At 64.3% G+C, this 18,747-nt stretch carries 19 protein-coding genes and 1 tRNA gene; 9 read left to right on the forward strand and 11 right to left on the reverse strand.

The window, feature by feature from the left end; all coding sequences use genetic code 11:
- Positions 1 to 9: 9 nt before the first annotated feature.
- Genes phoU through EG244_RS04865 form a run of 5 tightly spaced genes read right to left on the reverse strand, consistent with a single transcriptional unit; the run spans position 10 to position 5,311 of the window.
- Positions 10 to 732 (reverse strand): phosphate signaling complex protein PhoU, encoded by a 723-nt coding sequence (phoU, locus tag EG244_RS04845; RefSeq protein ID WP_124963880.1) that lies wholly within the window; start codon positions 730 to 732, stop codon positions 10 to 12.
- A gap of 17 nt (positions 733 to 749) precedes the next feature.
- The gene (gene pstB, locus EG244_RS04850) at positions 750 to 1,538 is read right to left on the reverse strand and encodes a phosphate ABC transporter ATP-binding protein PstB (protein WP_199737794.1); all 789 of its coding nucleotides are present in this window, start codon (positions 1,536 to 1,538) and stop codon (positions 750 to 752) included.
- Positions 1,539 to 1,558: 20 nt separating this feature from the next.
- Positions 1,559 to 2,875, reverse strand: a complete 1,317-nt coding sequence (pstA, locus tag EG244_RS04855; protein WP_124963882.1) for a phosphate ABC transporter permease PstA — start codon at positions 2,873 to 2,875, stop codon at positions 1,559 to 1,561.
- On the reverse strand, positions 2,872 to 4,233 hold the full coding sequence (pstC, locus tag EG244_RS04860) for a phosphate ABC transporter permease subunit PstC (protein ID WP_124963883.1): 1,362 nt from the start codon (positions 4,231 to 4,233) through the stop codon (positions 2,872 to 2,874). Before pstC ends, pstA begins: the two co-directional genes overlap by 4 nt.
- A 58-nt stretch (positions 4,234 to 4,291) precedes the next feature.
- On the reverse strand, positions 4,292 to 5,311 hold the full coding sequence (locus EG244_RS04865; RefSeq protein ID WP_124963884.1) for a substrate-binding domain-containing protein: 1,020 nt from the start codon (positions 5,309 to 5,311) through the stop codon (positions 4,292 to 4,294).
- Positions 5,312 to 5,543: 232 nt separating this feature from the next.
- Between EG244_RS04865 and pheS the strand changes: the two genes are divergently transcribed.
- Complete coding sequence (gene pheS / locus EG244_RS04870; protein ID WP_124963885.1) at positions 5,544 to 6,614, forward strand: phenylalanine--tRNA ligase subunit alpha; 1,071 nt, start codon at positions 5,544 to 5,546, stop codon at positions 6,612 to 6,614.
- A 600-nt stretch (positions 6,615 to 7,214) separates the two neighbouring features.
- Here pheS and EG244_RS04875 read toward each other — a convergent pair.
- Positions 7,215 to 8,588, reverse strand: a complete 1,374-nt coding sequence (locus tag EG244_RS04875) for a GGDEF domain-containing response regulator (RefSeq protein ID WP_124963886.1) — start codon at positions 8,586 to 8,588, stop codon at positions 7,215 to 7,217.
- 151 nt (positions 8,589 to 8,739) lie between these two features.
- Between EG244_RS04875 and EG244_RS04880 the strand changes: the two genes are divergently transcribed.
- Positions 8,740 to 9,018 (forward strand): DUF3572 domain-containing protein, encoded by a 279-nt coding sequence (locus EG244_RS04880; protein ID WP_124963887.1) that lies wholly within the window; start codon positions 8,740 to 8,742, stop codon positions 9,016 to 9,018.
- Positions 9,009 to 9,725: an HAD family hydrolase gene (locus tag EG244_RS04885; protein ID WP_233588913.1), complete on the forward strand. Its 717-nt coding sequence runs from the start codon at positions 9,009 to 9,011 to the stop codon at positions 9,723 to 9,725. The genes EG244_RS04880 and EG244_RS04885 overlap by 10 nt, the downstream gene beginning before the upstream one ends.
- On the opposite strand, the gene EG244_RS04890 is transcribed toward EG244_RS04885, so the two are convergent.
- Positions 9,718 to 10,410 (reverse strand): NUDIX hydrolase, encoded by a 693-nt coding sequence (locus EG244_RS04890; RefSeq protein WP_124963888.1) that lies wholly within the window; start codon positions 10,408 to 10,410, stop codon positions 9,718 to 9,720. The genes EG244_RS04885 and EG244_RS04890 overlap by 8 nt on opposite strands.
- Positions 10,411 to 10,439: 29 nt before the next feature.
- Positions 10,440 to 10,841 carry a DUF983 domain-containing protein gene (locus EG244_RS04895; RefSeq protein WP_124963889.1) on the reverse strand — a complete coding sequence of 134 codons (402 nt, stop codon included), beginning with the start codon at positions 10,839 to 10,841 and terminating at the stop codon, positions 10,440 to 10,442.
- A 254-nt stretch (positions 10,842 to 11,095) separates the two neighbouring features.
- Here EG244_RS04895 and EG244_RS04900 point away from each other — a divergent pair, with 254 nt between their 5' ends.
- The 4 genes from EG244_RS04900 to EG244_RS04915 all read left to right on the forward strand — a co-directional run bounded on the left by EG244_RS04900 (position 11,096) and on the right by EG244_RS04915 (position 13,337).
- On the forward strand, positions 11,096 to 11,755 hold the full coding sequence (locus EG244_RS04900; protein WP_124963890.1) for an EF-hand domain-containing protein: 660 nt from the start codon (positions 11,096 to 11,098) through the stop codon (positions 11,753 to 11,755).
- 74 nt (positions 11,756 to 11,829) lie between these two features.
- Positions 11,830 to 12,417, forward strand: a complete 588-nt coding sequence (locus EG244_RS04905; protein WP_124963891.1) for an RNA polymerase sigma factor — start codon at positions 11,830 to 11,832, stop codon at positions 12,415 to 12,417.
- The gene (locus EG244_RS04910; protein ID WP_124963892.1) at positions 12,401 to 12,829 is read left to right on the forward strand and encodes a dihydroorotate dehydrogenase; all 429 of its coding nucleotides are present in this window, start codon (positions 12,401 to 12,403) and stop codon (positions 12,827 to 12,829) included. Before EG244_RS04905 ends, EG244_RS04910 begins: the two co-directional genes overlap by 17 nt.
- Complete coding sequence (locus tag EG244_RS04915; protein ID WP_158617238.1) at positions 12,822 to 13,337, forward strand: periplasmic heavy metal sensor; 516 nt, start codon at positions 12,822 to 12,824, stop codon at positions 13,335 to 13,337. Before EG244_RS04910 ends, EG244_RS04915 begins: the two co-directional genes overlap by 8 nt.
- Positions 13,338 to 13,340: 3 nt before the next feature.
- On the opposite strand, the gene EG244_RS04920 is transcribed toward EG244_RS04915, so the two are convergent.
- On the reverse strand, positions 13,341 to 14,231 hold the full coding sequence (locus EG244_RS04920) for a LysR family transcriptional regulator (RefSeq protein WP_124963894.1): 891 nt from the start codon (positions 14,229 to 14,231) through the stop codon (positions 13,341 to 13,343).
- Between the two features lie 160 nt (positions 14,232 to 14,391).
- On the opposite strand from EG244_RS04920, the gene EG244_RS04925 reads away from it, so the two are divergent.
- Positions 14,392 to 15,987 carry a GMC family oxidoreductase gene (locus EG244_RS04925; protein WP_124963895.1) on the forward strand — a complete coding sequence of 532 codons (1,596 nt, stop codon included), beginning with the start codon at positions 14,392 to 14,394 and terminating at the stop codon, positions 15,985 to 15,987.
- A gap of 396 nt (positions 15,988 to 16,383) precedes the next feature.
- On the opposite strand, the gene EG244_RS04930 is transcribed toward EG244_RS04925, so the two are convergent.
- Both EG244_RS04930 and EG244_RS04935 read right to left on the reverse strand, forming a co-directional pair.
- Positions 16,384 to 16,458: transfer RNA gene (locus tag EG244_RS04930), tRNA-Gly, on the reverse strand.
- A gap of 102 nt (positions 16,459 to 16,560) precedes the next feature.
- Positions 16,561 to 17,793 (reverse strand): MFS transporter, encoded by a 1,233-nt coding sequence (locus EG244_RS04935; protein ID WP_124963896.1) that lies wholly within the window; start codon positions 17,791 to 17,793, stop codon positions 16,561 to 16,563.
- A gap of 253 nt (positions 17,794 to 18,046) precedes the next feature.
- Between EG244_RS04935 and EG244_RS04940 the strand changes: the two genes are divergently transcribed.
- On the forward strand, positions 18,047 to 18,679 hold the full coding sequence (locus EG244_RS04940; RefSeq protein WP_124963897.1) for an ATP-dependent Clp protease proteolytic subunit: 633 nt from the start codon (positions 18,047 to 18,049) through the stop codon (positions 18,677 to 18,679).
- Positions 18,680 to 18,747 lie beyond the last annotated feature (68 nt).

An 18,747-nucleotide genomic window follows, 5' to 3' on the forward strand; every position in this document is an offset into this window, starting at 1 on the left:
GGCCGTCCTTCAGCTCTGATCTGCGGGAGAGGTGACATAGGCGGTTTTATCCGCCTTCAGCCGCGCCTCATCCGGCAGTTGCCCGGTGGCAAGATAGATCACCTGCTCGGCAATGCCGGTGGCGTGATCGCCCATGCGCTCGAGGTTTTTGGCGATGAAATGCAGATGCATCGCATTGGTGATGCTGGAGGGCGCCTCCAGCATATGGGTCAACAGCACCCGGAAAAGCGCGTTATAGACCTGATCGACATCGCGGTCGCGGTTGCGCACGTCTTCGGCCAGCGCCACATCCTGGCGGATATAGGCATCGAGCGCATCCGAAAGCATCTGCTGCACCTGACGCGCCATGCGCCGCGCGGTGCCTGCGGTGTCACCCACCGGGGCCGCCTGCGACAGCACGGTTGAGCGTTTGGCGATGTTTTTCGCGTAATCGCCCATCCGCTCCAGCGAGCCCGAGATTTTCAGAACGGTCAGCGCGGTGCGCAGGTCTTTGGCGGCGGGGGCACGCAGCGCGATGAGGCGGGCGGCCTCTTCGTTGATCTGCTGCTCAAGGCCGTCGATGGCTTTGTCGGTCTTGATGACTTCGCGCGCGAGGTCTTCGTCGCGGGTTTCAAGCGCGCGGGTACAGTCGAGGATCGCATTCTCAACCAGCCCGCCCATCTTCATGATAAGCGCCTGAATGGCCTCAAGATCGCGGTCAAAAGCCGAGGAAATATGCGGTTGGCGGGTCATGTCGTCTCCCTCAGACATCAGCCGATGCGGCCGGTGATATAGGATTCGGTGCGCGGATCGGTCGGATTGGTAAAGATCTGTCCGGTCTCACCATATTCCACCAGGTTGCCAAGGTGAAAAAAGGCGGTGCGCTGGCTGACGCGGGCGGCCTGCTGCATGGAATGGGTGACGATCACCACCGAGAACTGCCCGCGCAGCTCATCGATCAGCTCTTCGACCTGGGCGGTGGCAATGGGATCAAGCGCCGAGCAGGGCTCATCCATCAAAAGCACTTCCGGTGAGGTGGCAATGGCGCGCGCGATGCAAAGGCGCTGCTGCTGCCCGCCTGAAAGCCCGGTGCCCGGCGCGTTCAGACGGTCCTTGACCTCGTTCCAGATCGCCGCTTTGCGCAGGCTTTTCTCAACGATCTCATCGAGTTCAGCTTTGCCGCGCGCAAGGCCGTGGATGCGCGGGCCATAGGCCACATTGTCATAGATCGACTTCGGGAAAGGGTTTGGCTTTTGGAACACCATCCCGACCCGCGCGCGCAGCTGCACCGGATCGACGCGGCGGTCGTAGATGTCTTCGCCGTCCAGCTCAATCCGGCCGGTCACCCGGGCCGAGGCCACGGTGTCATTCATCCGGTTCAGGCAGCGCAGAAAGGTCGATTTCCCGCAGCCCGAGGGGCCGATGAAGGCGGTGACCGTTTTGTCGAGAATGTCGACATCAACATCCTTCAGCGCATGGGTGGTTCCGTAGTGAACCTGCACGCCCCGGGCGATCATTTTTGAGGTCTGGCTGTCCACGGTTCTCTCCGCAATTCGCATGTCTTTCACGGGGCGGCTCCTTACCAGCGACGCTCAAAGCGGCGACGCAGCAGAATGGCGATGGCATTCATCACGATCAGGAACAGCAGCAGGACAATGATGGCTCCGGATGCGCGTTCCATAAAGGCGGGATCTGCCCGGGTGGTCCAGTTATAAACCTGAACCGGCAGGGCAGAGGCGGGATCAAAGAAGCCCTCCGGCGGGGCGGCGGGATAATCGCGCACAAAGGCAACCATCCCGATCAGCAGCAGCGGTGCGGTCTCCCCCAGGGCCTGGGCGAGACCAATGATGGTTCCAGTCAGGATCCCCGGCATCGCCAGCGGCAGCACATGGTGGAAGATCGCCTGCATTTTTGAGGCCCCGACCCCAAGCGCCGCATCACGGATTGAGGGCGGCACCGCCTTCAGCGCCGCGCGGGTTGAGATGATGATGGTCGGCAGCGTCATCAGCGTCAGCACCAGTCCGCCCACGATCGGCGCAGACTGCGGCAGGCCCGCGAAATTGATGAAGATCGCAAGCCCCAGGATCCCGAAGACGATCGAGGGCACCGCCGCGAGGTTCGAGATATTCACCTCAATCAGATCGGTCAGCCGGTTCTGCGGGGCAAATTCCTCAAGATAGATCGAGGCAGCGACCCCCAGCGGCACTGAAATGCACAGCACAATCAGCATCATATAGGCCGAGCCGAGGATCGCCACGCCCAGGCCCGCAGCTTCGGGGCGCAGCTCAGAGGCATCGGGTGCCGTCAGGAACGAAGGGTTGAAGCTGAGGTTCAGCATGCCCGCGTCGCGCATGACGGTCGCCAGGGTCAGCTGCTCGGGGCTGATATTACTGTCGAGCTTTGCGCTTTCCATCGTCACGCGGCCCTTCAGGAAGCCGTCGACACGACCATTGGCGAGAGCCTCAAAGCGGATCGGTTGCCCGATGAGCGCGGGATCCGCCAGCACCATGCGGCGCAGCACCGCCGGGGCTTCCTGCGACAGCAGACCCGCGATGGCTTTGTCGCTCAGACCTTCGGTGCTGAGGCCCTTTGCCGCCAGATCCTGCGCAAGCTCGCGGTCGAGAAGGCGCTTATAAGCGATGGTGGTGACCTTTTGCAGGGCCTCCGGATCGGTGCCTTTGGGGGCGATGATCGCCGCATCAAGCGTCATATCCAGCGTGATGACGCCCTGACGGAAAGCACCAAGGCCATTGCCCAGCACCGAGGACAGCAGGAAAACCAGGGCCGCCACCGCGAGCCCCACGGCGCCCAGCCCCATCAGACGAAAGCGGCTTTCCGAGCGACGGCGGGCTTTGCTGCGCGGATCTGCGACATAGAGTGAAGACGGGGTGCTCATTCGTATTGCTCCCGGTATTTGCGCACGATCACCAGCGCCAGGATGTTCAACCCAAGGGTGAAGATGAAAAGCGTCAGGCCAAGTGCAAAGGCCACCAGAGTCTCGGGGCTGGCAAATTCGGTGTCGCCGGTCAGCTGGCTGACGATTTTCACGGTGATGGTGGTCATGGCCTCAAAGGGGTTGAGGTCAAGTTTCGCCGCAGCGCCTGCGCCCATCACCACGATCATCGTCTCCCCAATCGCGCGGCTGGCGGCCAGCAGCACCGCGCCGACCACGCCGGGGAGGGCTGCGGGCAGAACCACCTGACGGATGGTCTCACTGCGCGTGGCGCCAAGGCCATAAGAGCCGTCGCGCAAAGACTGCGGCACCGCGTTGATGATGTCATCCGAGAGCGAAGAGACAAAGGGGATCAGCATGATGCCCATGACCAGACCCGCCGTCAGCACCGAGGAGGAGCTGTCGCCCAGGCCCATGGGCTGCGCCAGATAATCGCGCAGCAGGGGGCCCACGGTGATCAGCGCGAAAAGCCCGTAAACGATGGTCGGAATACCGGCCAGGATCTCAATCAGCGGCTTTGCCACCGCGCGCATCCGCGGCCCGGCATATTCCGAGAGATAAATCGCCGCCATCAGCCCCACCGGCACCGCGAACAAAAGCGCGATGAAGGAGATGTAAAGCGTGCCCCACAACAGCGGCCAGAGGCCGAGTTGCGAGCCACCGCCAAAGCGCGGCGACCAGGTCAGGCTGAGGAAGAAGTCCCGCGCCTCATAGACCTGGAAGAAATGCACCGTCTCAAAGATCAGCGAGGCGACGATGGCAAAGGTGGTCAGAATGGCAATCAGCGAGGCGCCCATCAGCATTGCCAGAATGAACTGCTCGACCAGATTGCGGGCGCGGGCCTCGGGCTTGATGCGCAAAAACGCCCAGATCGCCCCCCCAAGGGCGAGCGCAAGGGCTGCGATGCTCAGGCTCAGGCGCGCGCTTTCATATCCTTCGTTCAGGGCCTGCGCGGCGGCGATGACAGAGGGCAGGGTGGCCGCGGTCGCCGGCAGACCGTTTGCGATCCGCCGCGCTTCATCAAGCAGCAGTGCGATCCCCGATCCGGCCGGAATATCCGAGGTGGGGATCATGCCCGCAGCGCGGCCTTCAAGGAAAACCGGCTGCAGCAGGAGCCAGACTGCAACCAGCAAAAGCGCAGGCACGGTGGCGAAAAGGAAAACCGACTGACCATAGGCCATGGGCAGCGAGTGCAGACGTTGCCCCGAGCTTTCAGAGCGGAGCAGCGCCCGACGGCGGCCCAGCACCAGCCCGGCGATCCCGGTGCAAAGAATGATGAGGATCAGAAGGCCAGGGGACATCATGTCTCTCCGCGCGAAAGGCGGGCAGCGCGAGCCTTCGCGCTGCCCGCGGGACAGATTACTTTTTCAGAACGTCCTGAGCGGCCACAGCAGCCTGGGTCGCGGCCAGCTCGGGATCCGAGACGAGGCCGTATTGTGCCAGCGGGCCTTCCGGGCCGGCCATATCGTCCGAGACGAAGAATTCCACGAATTCCTGCAGGCCCGGGATCACGCCGATATGCGCTTTCTTGACGTAGAAGTAGAGCGGACGTGACACCGGATAGGTGCCGGTCGCGATGGTCTCGGTCGAGGGCATCACGCCGTCGATGGTGGCCACGCGCAGCTTGTCGGTGTTGTTCTCATAGAAGGACAGACCGAAGATGCCGATGCCGTTTTTATTGGCCGCCACGCGGGCCAGGGTCTCGGTGTAATCGCCGTCGATATCAACCGAAACGCCGTCGGTGCGCAGCAGGGTGCAGGCTTTCGCGTCGCCCTTGGCGGCTTTGAAGAGATCTTCCGCGCCGGTGGCCTTGCAGCCTGCGTGCAGCACTTTTTCCTCAAAGACTTCGCGGGTGCCGTGTTTGGTGCCCGGAACGAAGGCCAGGATCGGCTGGTCGGGCAGGCTTGCGTCAACCTCTTTCCAGGACTTGCGGGTGTTCGGGACCAGCTTGCCGTCGACGACGACTTCGGCGGCCAGGGCATTGAACCACTGCGACGGCGTGAAGGCGAATTCCGCGCCATTGATATCCGAGGCAAAGACGATGCCGTCATAGCCGATGCGGACTTCCATGACATCCGTCACGCCATTGGCGGCGCAGTCAGCAAGCTCTTTGTCGCGGATCGGGCGCGAGGCATTGGCGATATCGGCGGTGGTCGGGCCGGTGCCTTCACAAAAGCGCTTGATGCCGCCGCCGGTGCCGCCCGATTCGACGACCGGGGTTGCGAAGTCAAAGTTTTCGCCAAAGGCTTCGGCAACGATGGTGGCATAGGGCAGCACCGTCGAGGAGCCTGCAGCCTGAATGTTGTCACGTGCAAAAGCAGCAGAAGCCGCCACTGTGGAAATCGCTAAAGCAGAAACGGAGATCTTCAGAAAAGACATGGATCGCTCCTTCAGGGTCCGGGCCGGGTCTTGGCCTCTCACGGGCTGTCCTAATGCGGTTCTGTGACGCTTCTGCTGCATGTTTGTAACAGAGCAGTGACAATGCGACGGTTCTGCAAAAATCGCGGATTATCGTCGCGCCCCGCCCCGGGGCGCTGTGAAGCAGCCCCGCGGTTCTGGACAAACCGCGCCCCCGGCGCTAGCACGAGCCGACACTTCTGGAGAGGTTCCGATGATCCCGCTTGATACGCTGCGCGCCCGTTATCTGGAGGGTATCCGTGCGGCCGCTGATGAGGCTGCGCTGGAAGAGCTGCGCCTGGCCGCCCTGGGCAAAAAGGGCGAAGTGGCCCTTCTGATGCGCGAACTGGGCAAAATGAGCGCCGAAGAGCGCCAGACCACCGGCAAATCGCTCAATGAGCTGAAAGACGAAATCGACGCTCTGCTGCGCGCGCGCAAAGCGGCTTTCGCCGATGCGGCTCTCGATGAGCGTCTGAAGGCCGAATGGCTGGATGTGACCCTGCCGGGTCGTCCGCGCCGCATGGGCACCATTCACCCGGTCAGCCAGGTGATGGAAGAATGCTCGGCCATCTTCGCCGATATGGGTTTCCGCGTCGCCGAAGGTCCGCAGATTGAGACCGACTGGTATAACTTCGATGCGCTGAACATCGCGCCTGAGCATCCCGCGCGTCAGGAGCATGACACTTTCTTTATGCACCGCGCCGAGGGCGATGCCCGCCCGCCGCATGTGCTGCGCACCCATACCTCGCCGGTGCAGATCCGCGCCATGCTGGATCAGGGCGCGCCGATCCGCGTGATCGCGCCGGGCCGGGTTTACCGCATGGATATGGACCAGACCCATACGCCGATGTTCCACCAGATCGAGGGCATGGCGATCGACCGGGACATCTCGATGGCGAATCTGAAATGGGTGCTGGAGGAGTTCTTCTCGGCCTATTTCGGCACCAAGGTGAAGACCCGTTTCCGCGCCTCGCATTTCCCCTTCACCGAGCCTTCGGCGGAGGTCGACATCCAATGCTCCTGGGTCGGCGGTCAGCTGAAAGTCGGCGAGGGTGATGGCTGGCTGGAGGTTCTCGGCTCGGGCATGATGCATCCCAAAGTGCTGCAGGCCGGTGGCATTGACCCGAACGAATGGCAGGGCTTTGCCTTCGGGATGGGCATCGACCGCATGGCCATGCTGAAATACGGCATTCCCGATCTGCGTGCCTTCTTTGAGAGTGACCTGCGCTGGCTGCGCCACTACGGCTTCGGCGCGCTGGACGCTCCGAGCATCCACGCCGGCTGAGCGCCGTTTTTCCGGTCACGAAAAACGCCCCGCCAAAATCGGCGGGGCGTTTTTTTGCAGCGCAGCGCCTGACCACGCCGGTGAGGGTCCTGCAGCTGTCCACAGCTTTCGCAGCCTCACGCCAGAGTGCAACGCCCCATAGCCCCTGACCTGCGGCTTTGTTACGCAAATAAGCTGTCTGGTATTCTGCCCCTTATTCCTTGGGTTTCATGCAACAGCCTCGGTGATCCCGGGTCCGGAAGCTGTGAAGCGATTCAGGATGGCGGCACAGATTTGCACTTCAGCCGCCTGCCTGTCGGGCGTTCTGGCTGTGCGGCGATGCCGGGGACGCCTGATGCCCTTCATCTTCGCTTCAGCGCGGTGTCGGAAGATCCCCGTTTCAGTTCCGTCAGAGCAATCGCCCCCAGGCGTCCGGATATCGGCAAGGCTCTTCGCGCCATCACCTGAGGGCTGCCAAAATCGCGCAGTTTTGCCGGGCCGGTGGCTGTAGAGCTGCACAGGGATTGAGTGAGGATGCGCGGCAGATCCCCCGAAGTTCATCTCCACATCTTCCGGTTCGGTTCGGTTCAGAGGGCGCAGGGGCGCCACCGTCTCTTCAGGTCAGGCTGCAATCTGCCGGGCAAGGCAGACCTGATCGCGGCCCTGACGCTTGGCGATCAGCAACGCCTCATCGGCGCGTCTGAGCATCTCTCCCGCCTGGCAGGCAGCGCCGCCGCTCAGGGCAAGGCCGATGGAGGCGGTGACGGGCAGCGACCGGCGCTCTGCGGGTAATAAAAACGGGCTCAGCGTCAGGTTGCGCCGCAGACGATCGGCCAGCGCCAGCGCATCGCGGCCGTTGCAAAGCCTTGCTGCGATGAGAAATTCTTCGCCGCCATAGCGTGCGACCAGATCGCCGGGGGGAAGGTCGCTGCGCAGACGTCGCGCAACTTCCGTCAGCACATCATCCCCCGCCGCATGGCCGAAGGTGTCATTGACCGCCTTGAAGTGGTCGAGATCAAGCAGCATCACCGCGCAGGTCTCGCCGGAGGCCGCGGCCTCCTCCAGCATCCGCGACAGGGCGGGCAGCGCGTGTCGGCGGTTGCTGAGGCCGGTCAGCGGATCGGTCAGCGCGAGGCGCAGGCCGTCATGCAGCAGGCGCAGGCGGGCATTGGCGCTTTGACGGCGCTGAAGCAGGCGGCGCAGGCGCAGGGCCGCCTCAGGCGGGGTAAAACCGGCGGGCAGCACGCCGTCTGCGCCCAGATCAAGGGCTGCGGCGGCCGCAGCCTCCCCTTCGGGCGGACTGGCCCAGATCACGGGGGCGCCGGAGGGCAGCCGCCGTGCCAGAAGTTCGGCCAGCAGATCCAGGCCCTGACCACAGGGCGCGGTGTCGGGGCAAAGCAGGATGGCGTCGGTGTCTGCATCGCCCAGCTCCAGCACGGCGGCGGGGGAGACGGGCACCAGCCGGTGCGGGGCGATCAGCGGGGTCAGGCGCCCGCTCAGCCGCTCTGCCAGGGGGTTTGGCGCGACCACCGCGATCTGAGCGGGCAGAAGCGGGGCGGGTGAGGGTTCGCGGAAGCCGTCGATCATCTCTTCGGAAAGGCTGAGGGGGTCGCGCAGCAGGGGGCCGCTCTGGCGCAGAAGGCTGCGGATCTGCGCCATCAACAGCGCTGAGGGCGCTTCAGCTGACAGCACATCGCTGGCCCCCGCCATCAGCGCGGTAAGACGCGCCGGGCCATCTGCGCTGCGCAGCAGCGTCAGAACCGGCAGTCCGGGCAGCCCGGAACGCCTGCGCAGCAGCTCACAGGCCGAAGCGCCGCCAAAGCCCGGGATCGAGCCGCTGAGCAGCATCAGATCGGGCGAATGATCGCGCAGCTGCGCCAGCCCCTCACGCAGACCGCAGGCGGCGCGCAGATCATAGCAGGCGGCGCGCAGCCTTGCCTGCAGCCCGACCCGGCGTGTCGCTGCCTCGTCAATAATGAGTATGCGGCGCAGCATCCGGGTTCCTTTCCTCCGCCTGAGACCCCGGAGCCTTGCCTTGGCTCCGCCTTTGCGTCACCTTGCAGACCATTGGTTAACAATTCGTTGCGCAGACCCGGAGCGCCGGCCCTGCCGGACGCGCGAGAGAGCGCGGCGGCAGGGGTTTGAGATGAAACGGGATATGGCGGAAACGCTTGCGCTTCAGGCGCTTGGCTGGATCGCGGGGCAGGATGATCTGTTTGGGCAATTCATGAACGCCACCGGGGCCAGCCGCGATGATCTGCGCGAGCAGGCGGGCAATGCGCATTTTCTGGGCGCCGTTCTGGACTTCATTCTGATGGAAGATGACCGCGTGCTGCGCTTTGCAGAAGCGGCGGGCGTGGCGCCCACTTCGCCCGGTCAGGCGCGCCAGGCTCTGCCGGGCGGGGAGACCCCGCATTGGACCTGACAGATCTGACGGTATTGCCGATCCGGGGCCTTCTTTTCGACAAAGACGGCACGCTTTTCGACTTCCGCCGCACCTGGGCGGCCTGGGCGGCGCAACTGCTGGAGCATCTGGCACCAGGTGATACGCCCCGCCAGCAGGCTATGGCCGGGGCCATTGGCTTTTGTCTGCAGGAACTCGATTTCCGCCCCCTGAGCCCTGTGATCGCCGGAACCCCCGCAGAGGTGGCGGCACTTCTGCTGCCCTTCCTGCCGGGGCAGGACCTGGCCCCTCTGGTGGATCTGATGAACCGTCTGGCGGAAGATGTGCCGCTCTCAGAGGTGGTGCCGCTGAAGCCGCTGCTGGAGGGGTTGATCGCCAAGGGTTATGTCCTTGGGCTCGCGACCAATGATGCCGAAGCCCCGGCGCGGGCGCATCTGAGCCGCAGCGGCATTGCCGAATATTTCGACTTTGTGGCGGGGTGCGATTCCGGCTTTGGCGCCAAACCCGCGGCGGGTCAGCTGAAAGCCTTTTGTCGGGTGACGGGACTGGTGCCCGAAGAGGTCGCGATGATCGGCGACAGCACCCATGATCTGCATGCGGCGGAAGCTGCGGGGATGACGGCGGTGGCCGTTCTGACCGGCATCGCCACCGAGCGCGATCTGGCCCCGGTGGCCGATGTCGTGCTGCGCGACATCGGTGGGCTGACAGAGTGGCTGCCGCTCAGGTGATGCGGCGAAACTGCGGCTTCGGGCCGGAGTTGTCGAAAAACGGCACGCCTTCATCGCGGCTGCGGCCGTCAAAGTGATGGCCGATCTCGGCCAGCACCACTTCGGTGATGAAGGGCAGATCAAAGGCGCGCACCCGGCGCAGCGGGATCCACTGCAGATGTGACAGCTCATCCTGGGCGTCGGAGAAGTCATCCGTATCGCCCGTCACCGCCGTCGCATCGGCGAGGAAAAACCGCGCATCAAAGCGGCGCGGACGCCCGGGCGGCGTGATGGCGCGAAAGACGAACTCCAGCCCCGCTGCATCCGGCAGCAAATTCCGGGCGGCCAGCTTTTCCCAGTCTTTCGCCGCGCTGACGGGCCAGACCCCGGGCTGCGCAAGGGTAAGGCCGGTCTCCTCCCACAATTCGCGCACTGCGGTGACGGCGAGGGTCGAGGCCGTCAGGCCGGGCAGGACGGTCTCCTGCGGCCAGGCCGAGAGCAGCGCCTCGCAGCGCGGATTGAGCGGGCGGGCAAGCGGCACAGCGCCATCTTCGCGGTCCACCGCGCCGCCGGGGAAGACGAATTTATTGGGCATAAAGGCCGCAGCCGCACCGCGCTGGCCCATCAGCACTTCCGGCCCTTCGCGGCCCTCGCGCGCCAGGATGATCGTTGCGGCATCGCGCAGGCGGCTTTTATCCTCAGACATGCTCTTCCTCTCCCCCCCCTGATCGCGCGTCAGCCTGCCGTCACGCGGCCAAAGCCATGCATACGGCGCGACCACTGAATACCAATCAGCGCGCCTTTCAGACGGGGCAGAAAATAAAGCGACATCGCAATCGCCGCCACCGAGAAGATCAGCGAAAGCATCAGCGGGTCAGGACGAAACTTCGTAAACGCCACATAAAGCAGCGGCCCGAGGATTTTGCCGACCAGCACGATGGTCAGATAGGCCGGGCCGTCATCGGCGCGGTGGTGATGAAACTCTTCGCCGCATTCCGCGCAGCCGGCATTCACTTTCAGATAGCCGTCAAACAGCGATCCCTCGCCACAATGAGGGCAGCGGCGCAGATAGCCCTTTTTCATTGCCGGCCACATCGGACGATCGTCTGCAAGCGTAGCGGTGATTGCCTGGCTCATGGTAGTGCCCTTCCCTCAGATCCTGAACGTATATGGGTCGCCCGAAGGCATAGCGCACTTCGCTTGTGCCAGACTGCGGCAAGGTGCCGCAATAGCCTGTTTTCCGGGCATTTGCGCTTTGCGCCATTCCTGCACCTCACAGGGCTGTGAAAGACCTTTGCGAAATTTTTCGATCCCCCTGGCGACGGAAACTCCGCGCCCCGCCGTTTGACTTGTATCGACGGGCACTGAGCCCGGAGGAAAAGGAGACGGAAATGATCAGCAAGACCCTTCGCCCGGTGGCACCGGCTCTCGCTTCGGTTCTGGCCCTCGTGCTTGCAACCGGCGCGGTCAGCGCACAGGATGCAGGCGCGGCACCGGCGAAACGCCCGGCCCCGCTGATGCAGCTCGACACCGATGGCGATGGCCGCATCACCCGCGCCGAATATGACGCCCCCCGTCTTGAGCGGCTGAAGGCCATGGATCCCGATCAGGATGGCTTTGTCACCCTGGAAGAGATGAAGGCTGATGCCGTGGCCCGCGCCACCAAACGCGCCGAAGCCATGGCAGAGCGCCGCTTCCAGCGTCTCGACGCCGACGGCGACGGCAAAATCTCGGCGGCAGAGGCCATGATGGCAGGCCCTGAGGGTCGTCCGGGTCCGAAAGGCGGTAAAGGCCATGGCCCGCAGGGCAAGCGCATGGGCCCAATGGGGGGCGATTTCCACGCCAGTCTCTTTGACCGCCTCGATACCGACAAAGACGGCGTGCTGAGCGCCGAAGAGCTTGAGGCCGCGAAAAGGATGATGGAGCGCGGCCCGCGCCATGGTGCCAAAACCCACCACGGCCACCACGGTCCTGATGGCGACCGCGGCCCCCGTGGCCCGCGCCCCGGGGCTGCCCCTGAAGCAGGGGCTGACAAACCCGCCGCAAACTGACAGTTTCCCCGGCGAAGGTCTGACCTTCGCCGGGGGCAGGGCCTTCGGTCTGTGTGGGGGTGTGGTCAAGGAAAATGGCGTTGGATTCTGATCTCGGCCCGGCCTCTGAGGAGGCGCTGCTGCGTCTCTATGCCAATGGCGACGATCAGGCGGCGCGGGAGCTGTCGCGGCGCTTTCTGCCGCGGGTTCTGGCCTATGGGCGGCGGATGCTGGGCGATGGCGATGAGGCGCAGGATGTGGCTCAGGAGGCCATGGTGCGGCTCTGGCGGATTGCGCCCGAGTGGCGGGCCGGAGAGGCGCAGGTCTCGACCTGGCTCTGGCGGGTGACGGCCAATCTGTGCACCGACCGTCTGCGGCGCAGGCGCGGTGGGGTGGCGCTGGAAGATGCGCCCGAGCCGGAAGATGACGCGCCCACGGCGCTGCAGCAGATGGTTCAGGCCAATCGTGCCGCAGCCCTGGAGGCCGCCTTGCAAAAGCTGCCCGAGCGGCAGCGCCAGGCGGTGGTGCTGCGCCACCTTGAGGGCTTAAGCAATCCTGAGATCTCGGAGGTGATGGAGATCGGGGTTGAGGCCGTGGAAAGTCTGACGGCGCGTGGCAAACGCGCCTTAAGCGCCCTTCTCGCAGGGCAGAAGCAGGAGTTGGGGTATGAAGATGACCGCTGATAAATCGCTGAGAGATCACGATGATGATGCATTCCTCGATGCCTTCTTTGCGGCTGCCCGGGCAGAACCTCAGCCGGTGCCGGAGGCGCTGAGCGACCGGGTGTTGCAACTCGCCGCTGAGATGCAGCCCGCGGTGGCGGCTCTGCCCCCGCGCACCCCCGCGCGGCGCGGCACGATTGCGGGTGTTCTGCGCGGGCTTTTCGGCGGCAGTCTTTACGCCGGGCAGCTGGCGGGGATTGCACTGGCCGCCGTGGCCGGGGTCTGGATGGGGCTGGTGCAGCCCGTAAGCCTTGGGGTTGCCGGAAATATCGACGCCGAACTGATTGAGACGATTGAACTTCTGCCCGATGGGCTCGATATCTGGGCGCAGGAGCTGGGCATGGATCTGGGGACGGACGAAAGCAATGACTGAGCCTTTGGTAACCCCTCCGGCCCGCAAAGCCCGGGCGCGGACCTGGATCCTGACACTCTCGCTGGCTGCGAATGTGCTGGTGGCGGGGCTGGGTCTGGGGACCTGGATGCGCCACTCCGGCCCGCCGCCCGAGCCGCCCCAGGCTGAGCGTCGTCTGGGCTTTGGCCAATGGGCCGCCGGGCTGGAGCGCGAGGATCATCGTGCGCTGCGCCAGGCCTTTGACGCGCGGGGGATGGATTTCCGCGGGCTGCGCCAGGCCGAAATGGCCGACCGCCGCGCGCTTCTCGACGCGCTGCGCGCCACGCCCTTTGAGGCCGCAGCCTTTGCCGCCATCACCGACCGCATCACCGCCCGCGCCATGGAGCGGATGTCGCTTGGCAATGAGCTGATCCGCGATCACGTCATTGCCATGGACGACAGCCGCCGCCGCGCCTTTGCCGACCGTCTGGAGGTCGAGGTGAAAAAGGCCGAAGCCCCGCCGCGTCCGCGGGGCGGGCGCAAAGACTAAGGTTTACAACAGCTCCGGCTGATGGGCGGCCAGTTCGCTCATCAGCCAGCTTCGCACCAGCCGCAGCCGCCGCGTGCCAATATGATCGCGGTGCGCGGTCAGCCAATAGCTGCGCCGCAGCCGGATCTGATCGCTGAGCACCGGCACCAGCCCCGGCGTGGTGCGCGCCACATAGCAGGGCAGCACCGCCAGGCCGAGGCCGCGCTGCGCCGCCACCGCCTGATTGAAAATGCTGGCGCTTCGAAAGACCGGGCGCAGGCCGGGGCGCAGCTCATCGAGATAATCCAGCGCCGGGGTGATCAGCATCTCCTCAATATAGCCCACAAAGGGCAGCGCGCTGAGGTCGGCCGCGCGCTCCGGCAGGCCCTTCTCGTCCAGAAGCGCGGGCGCGCCATAAAGCGACAGCGCATAGTCGCAAAGCTTCTCCGACTGCCAGCCGCCGCGCTGCACCGGATCAAGGGTCACGGTCACATCCGCCTCCCGCCGCGAAAGCGACAGCACCTGGGTCAGCGTAATCAGATCCAGCGTCAGTCCCGGAAAGCGCGTCAGAAACCGCCCCAGCAGACGGTCACTGAAAAACGCGCCAAACCCCTCGGGCACCGCCATGCGCAGCACGCCCGAGAGGCCGGGGTCGCGGGCCTCATCGGGGCTGACAAGGGCCGAGGCCTCTTCCATCTTTTCGGCCTGGGCGATCAGCCGCCGCCCCGCCGGGGTCAGCCCATAGCCCCGCGCCGAGCGCTCAAAGAGCCGCTGGCCCAGACCCTCCTCCAGCCGCTCAATCCGCCGCGCAACGGTGACATGCGAGGTGCCAAGCGCCCGCGCCGCGCCACTGAGCTGCCCGTCGCGGGCCAGCGCCAGAAAGAACCGCAGGTCGTCCCAGTTGAAGTGATCCATCTCTGTTCATTTTCGTTCAGTTGCTGTGCGCAGAGTTTCACGCCTTGCCCCCTTGTGCAAATGGCTGACCTGCCGGAAACTCCGGCGCTGTTGCGGCCGGGGGAGAGCGGGCCGCGCGGCGGGTTCTGAACGGATCTGCACAGCGCCTTGGGGGGCAGCCATGGAAGACTTCGACTATATCATCGTCGGTGCCGGCAGCGCGGGCTGCGTCATGGCCAACCGCCTCTCCGCCGATCCGCGCAACCGGGTGCTGCTGCTGGAGGCCGGGGGGAAGGACAATTACCATTGGATCCATATCCCGGTCGGCTATCTTTACTGCATCGACAATCCCCGCACGGACTGGCGCTTCCGGACCGAAGCCGAAGCGGGGCTGAACGGGCGCAGCCTGATCTATCCGCGCGGCAAGGTGCTGGGGGGCTGCTCCTCGATCAATGGCATGATCTATATGCGCGGTCAGGCGCAGGATTATGACACCTGGGCGCAGATGGGCTGCACCGGCTGGGGCTGGGAGGATGTTCTGCCGCTCTTTACGGGCATGGAGGACCACTACAGGGGCGGCTCTGATCTGCATGGCGCGGGTGGTGAGTGGCGGGTGGAAAAGGCGCGGCTGCACTGGCCGGTTCTGGATGCCTTCCGCGATGCGGCGCTGCAGGCGGGGATCCCGGCAACCGATGATTTTAATAAAGGCACCAATGAGGGCGCGGGCTACTTTGAGGTGAACCAGCGGCGCGGGATCCGCTGGAATGCCTCGAAGGCCTTCCTGCATCCGGTTATGGGGCGGCCCAATCTGAAGGTGATCACCGGCGCTCAGGCCGGGCGGCTGATGATTGAGGGCGGTGAGGTTCAGGGCGTGCGCTGGAGCGTGAACGGGCAGGAGATGTCGGCCCGGGCGCGGCGTGAAACGGTGCTTTGTGCGGGCGCGGTCGGCACGCCGCAGCTGCTGGAGCTGTCGGGCGTCGGGCGCGGGGAGGTGCTGTCTGCAGCCGGGGTCAGCCAGGTCGCAGAGGTCGCGGGGGTCGGGGAAAATCTGCAGGATCACCTCCAGCTTCGGCTGATTTATAAGGTAAAGGGCGTGCGCACCCTGAATGAAAGGGCCTCAAGCCTGTTCGGTAAGGCGATGATCGGAGCGGAATATCTCTTCAACCGCTCCGGCCCGATGTCGATGGCCCCCAGCCAGCTGGGGATTTTCTCAGCTTCGGGTCCGGAAAAGGCGACCCCGGATCTGGAGTGGCATGTGCAGCCGGTCAGCCTCGATAAATTCGGCGATCCGGTGCACAGCTTTCCCGCCATTACCGCCAGCGTCTGCAATCTGCGCCCCGAAAGCCGGGGCAGCATTCACATTAAATCCGGCGACTTCCGCGAAGGCCCTTCGATCCGGCCGAACTACCTCTCGACTGAGGGCGATCTGGAGGTCGCCGCCCGCTCCATCCGGCGCACGCGCGAGATTGCGGCGCAGCCCGCCTTCGCGCGTTACAGCCCGGAAGAGTTCAAGCCAGGTCCGTCCTACAGCACAGATGAAGATCTGCGGCGCGCCGCCCGCGATATCGGCACCACCATTTTCCACCCTGTCGGCACCTGCCGCATGGGCGCAGATGACGGCGCGGTGGTGGATCCGCGTCTGCGGATGAAGGCTCTGGGCCGTCTGCGGATCGCTGATGCGTCAGTGATGCCGGTCATCACTTCAGGCAATACCAATTCGCCCACGCTGATGATCGCGGAGAAAGCGGCGAAGATGATCCTGGAGGATGCCCGCTGAAACGCTGAGCCGAGAAGCAGAGGGGGATCACAGCGTTGCGAACCTCTGCCATCGCCCGGCTGATCTGAACGGCCCTCTCAGGGCGGGGCTGCATTCGGGATTATTTCCCCGACCGGTCCTGTGTCACCCGGGGTGGCATGCGGGCCGAACCTTTCAATGAAGCTTCCTGACGTCCCAGGTACAGAGGATGTGAGAGAATCACAGCAGGGCTTCCGGCTTCTGGCCATTGCCAGTGAAGCCAGAAGGAGCAGAGATGCGATTACAGCTTCCATGACTTCTCCTCTTGCACAGCGGAGAGGGAAGTATGGCCGCACCATATTTCGGATTGGTAAAGATTGCCCGGTGCACAGCCTGGAACAACAAAAAAGCCATCCCGAAGGATGGCTTTTTTGTTACTGGAGCGGGCGAGGCGATTCGAACGCCCGACCCTAACCTTGGCAAGGTTATGCTCTACCCCTGAGCTACGCCCGCTCTCTGTGAGGGGGTGTTTACGTCCCGCCGTGGCGCTCTGCAAGAGGAAAAAACGCGCCAGGAGAAAAATTCGAAGCCTCTGATAAGGCGGGGCTTTCCGGATCAGCGCGCCTCGGCTTTGGGCTGCGCCAACAGCCAGATCAGCGCGGCCCCCGCCAGCACGAGGAAGGGCAGCATGGCCATATTCACCGCCTGCCAGCCCTCTTCCACCGAGCCTCCGGCGCAGTTCATCAGACCGCCCGAGGAAAAGCTGGCCATGGTCACGCCGCCAAAGACGATCAGATCATTCAGACCCTGCATCCGGCCGCGCTCGGCGGGGCTGTGATGGGCGGTCAGCATGGCGGTGGCACCGACAAAGCCGAAGTTCCAGCCGACCCCGAGAAGGATCAGCGCAAGGAAGAAATTCTCCAGCGCGACGCCGCTCATGGCGACGGCACCGGCGGAGGCGAGGATCACAAGGCCCATGCCCACAACTTTGGTGGCCCCGAAGCGCGCGATGATATGGCCGGTGAAAAATGAAGGCGCATACATCGCCAGCACATGGGCGGTGACCACATTGGCCGCATCGGAGGTCTCAAAGCCGCAGCCCACCACCGCCAGCGGCGAGGAGGTCATAATGAGGTTCATCAGCGCATAAGAGACCGTGGCGCAGATCACCGAGACCGCAATGGCGGGGGTTTTCAACAGCTCCATCCGGCTGCGGCCCTGGAAGGCTCCGGGCACCGGGGCCGGGGGCTTGGGGATCTTCAGCCCGGCGAACAGGAACACGCCGACAACGTTAAGACCAATGACCGCCAGATAGGTGCCGAGGAAGGGGAAAACGAAGGCCTCAGCCGTCAGTTTGACCAGTTGCGGGCCAAGGAGGGCGGACAGCAGCCCCCCCGCCATCACCCAGGAAATCGCCTTGGGGCGGAAAGCCTCAGAAGCTGTATCGGTGGCGGCGAAGCGGTAAAACCCCTGGGCGCTCATATAGATCCCGGTGAACAGCGCACCGAGAACGAAAAGCGGAAAGCTTTGAATATAAAGCGCAATTGCCCCAAGGATCGCCCCGAACATGCCCCCGACTGCCCCCGCCACAAAGCCCGCGCGGCGGCCGTGCTTTTGCATCATCGACGACAAAGGCGTGGCCGAGAGCATCGAGCCGATCACCGTGGCCGAGATCGGCAGCGTGGCCCAGCAGGGGTTGGAGGCGAGAGACTGCCCCGCCAGGCCCGCGATCGTAAAGATCATCGGCATCTGCGCGCCCAGCACGGCCTGAGCCGCGACGAGCACAAACACGTTCTTCCGGGCAAGCCGGTCATCGGGGGCGGGGGTGAGGGGGGCTGTCTGGCTCATAAGCGGGGACGCTAGGCCCGGGCGTCACGGCCTGCAAGAGGGCAGTTTGAAGCCATGGCTGATGGCCCCTGTCTGTTGCGGCGCAGCCTCAGCCGGGGCGCTGTGCGGGGGCGGGCGGACCTGCGGTCTGGGGCCGCAATTTCCCTGCGCCCCTTGCGGGGGGGCGGACGCGATACTAAGACTCTGACAAGAGTGCTGTGGCATAACCCTGTCAGGGCGGTTCCAGAGCCAGTGAAATCAGAGGCGGGCAAAGATGCGTGATCCGGCAGACTTCTACATGAACACCCTCGTGCCCATGGTGGTTGAGCAGACCAGCCGTGGCGAGCGGGCCTATGACATCTTCTCGCGCCTGCTGAAGGAGCGGATCATCTTTCTGTCGGGCCCCGTGCATGACGGCATGTCGACGCTGATCGTGGCGCAGCTGCTGTTTCTGGAAGCGGAAAACCCGAACAAAGAAATCAGCATGTATATCAACAGCCCCGGCGGTGTTGTGACCTCGGGCCTGTCGATCTATGACACGATGCAGTATATCAAACCGAAGGTCTCGACCCTGGTGGTCGGCCAGGCGGCCTCGATGGGCTCGCTGCTGCTGACCGCGGGTGAGCCGGGCATGCGCTATTCGCTGCCCAACAGCCGCGTCATGGTGCACCAGCCTTCGGGCGGCTATCAGGGCCAGGCGACGGATATCATGATCCACGCCCGCGAGACCGAAAAGCTGAAGCGCCGTCTGAACGAGATTTACGTCAAACACACCGGCAACAGCTATGAGACCATTGAAGCCGGTCTTGAGCGTGACAATTTCATGTCGGCCGAAGAGGCGAAAGCCTGGGGTCTGATCGACGAAATCGTCGAGACCCGCGGCAAAGCCGACCCGGACGCAAAGTAACGCCTTCGGGGGTTGAGAGAGACTCCGTGCTCCCGTAATCTCGCGGGAGCAGCTTATGAGGGCCCGGC

The sequence above is a fragment of the Falsigemmobacter faecalis genome, from assembly GCF_003863335.1.
In the GTDB taxonomy this organism is placed as follows: Bacteria; Pseudomonadota; Alphaproteobacteria; order Rhodobacterales; family Rhodobacteraceae; genus Wagnerdoeblera; species Wagnerdoeblera faecalis.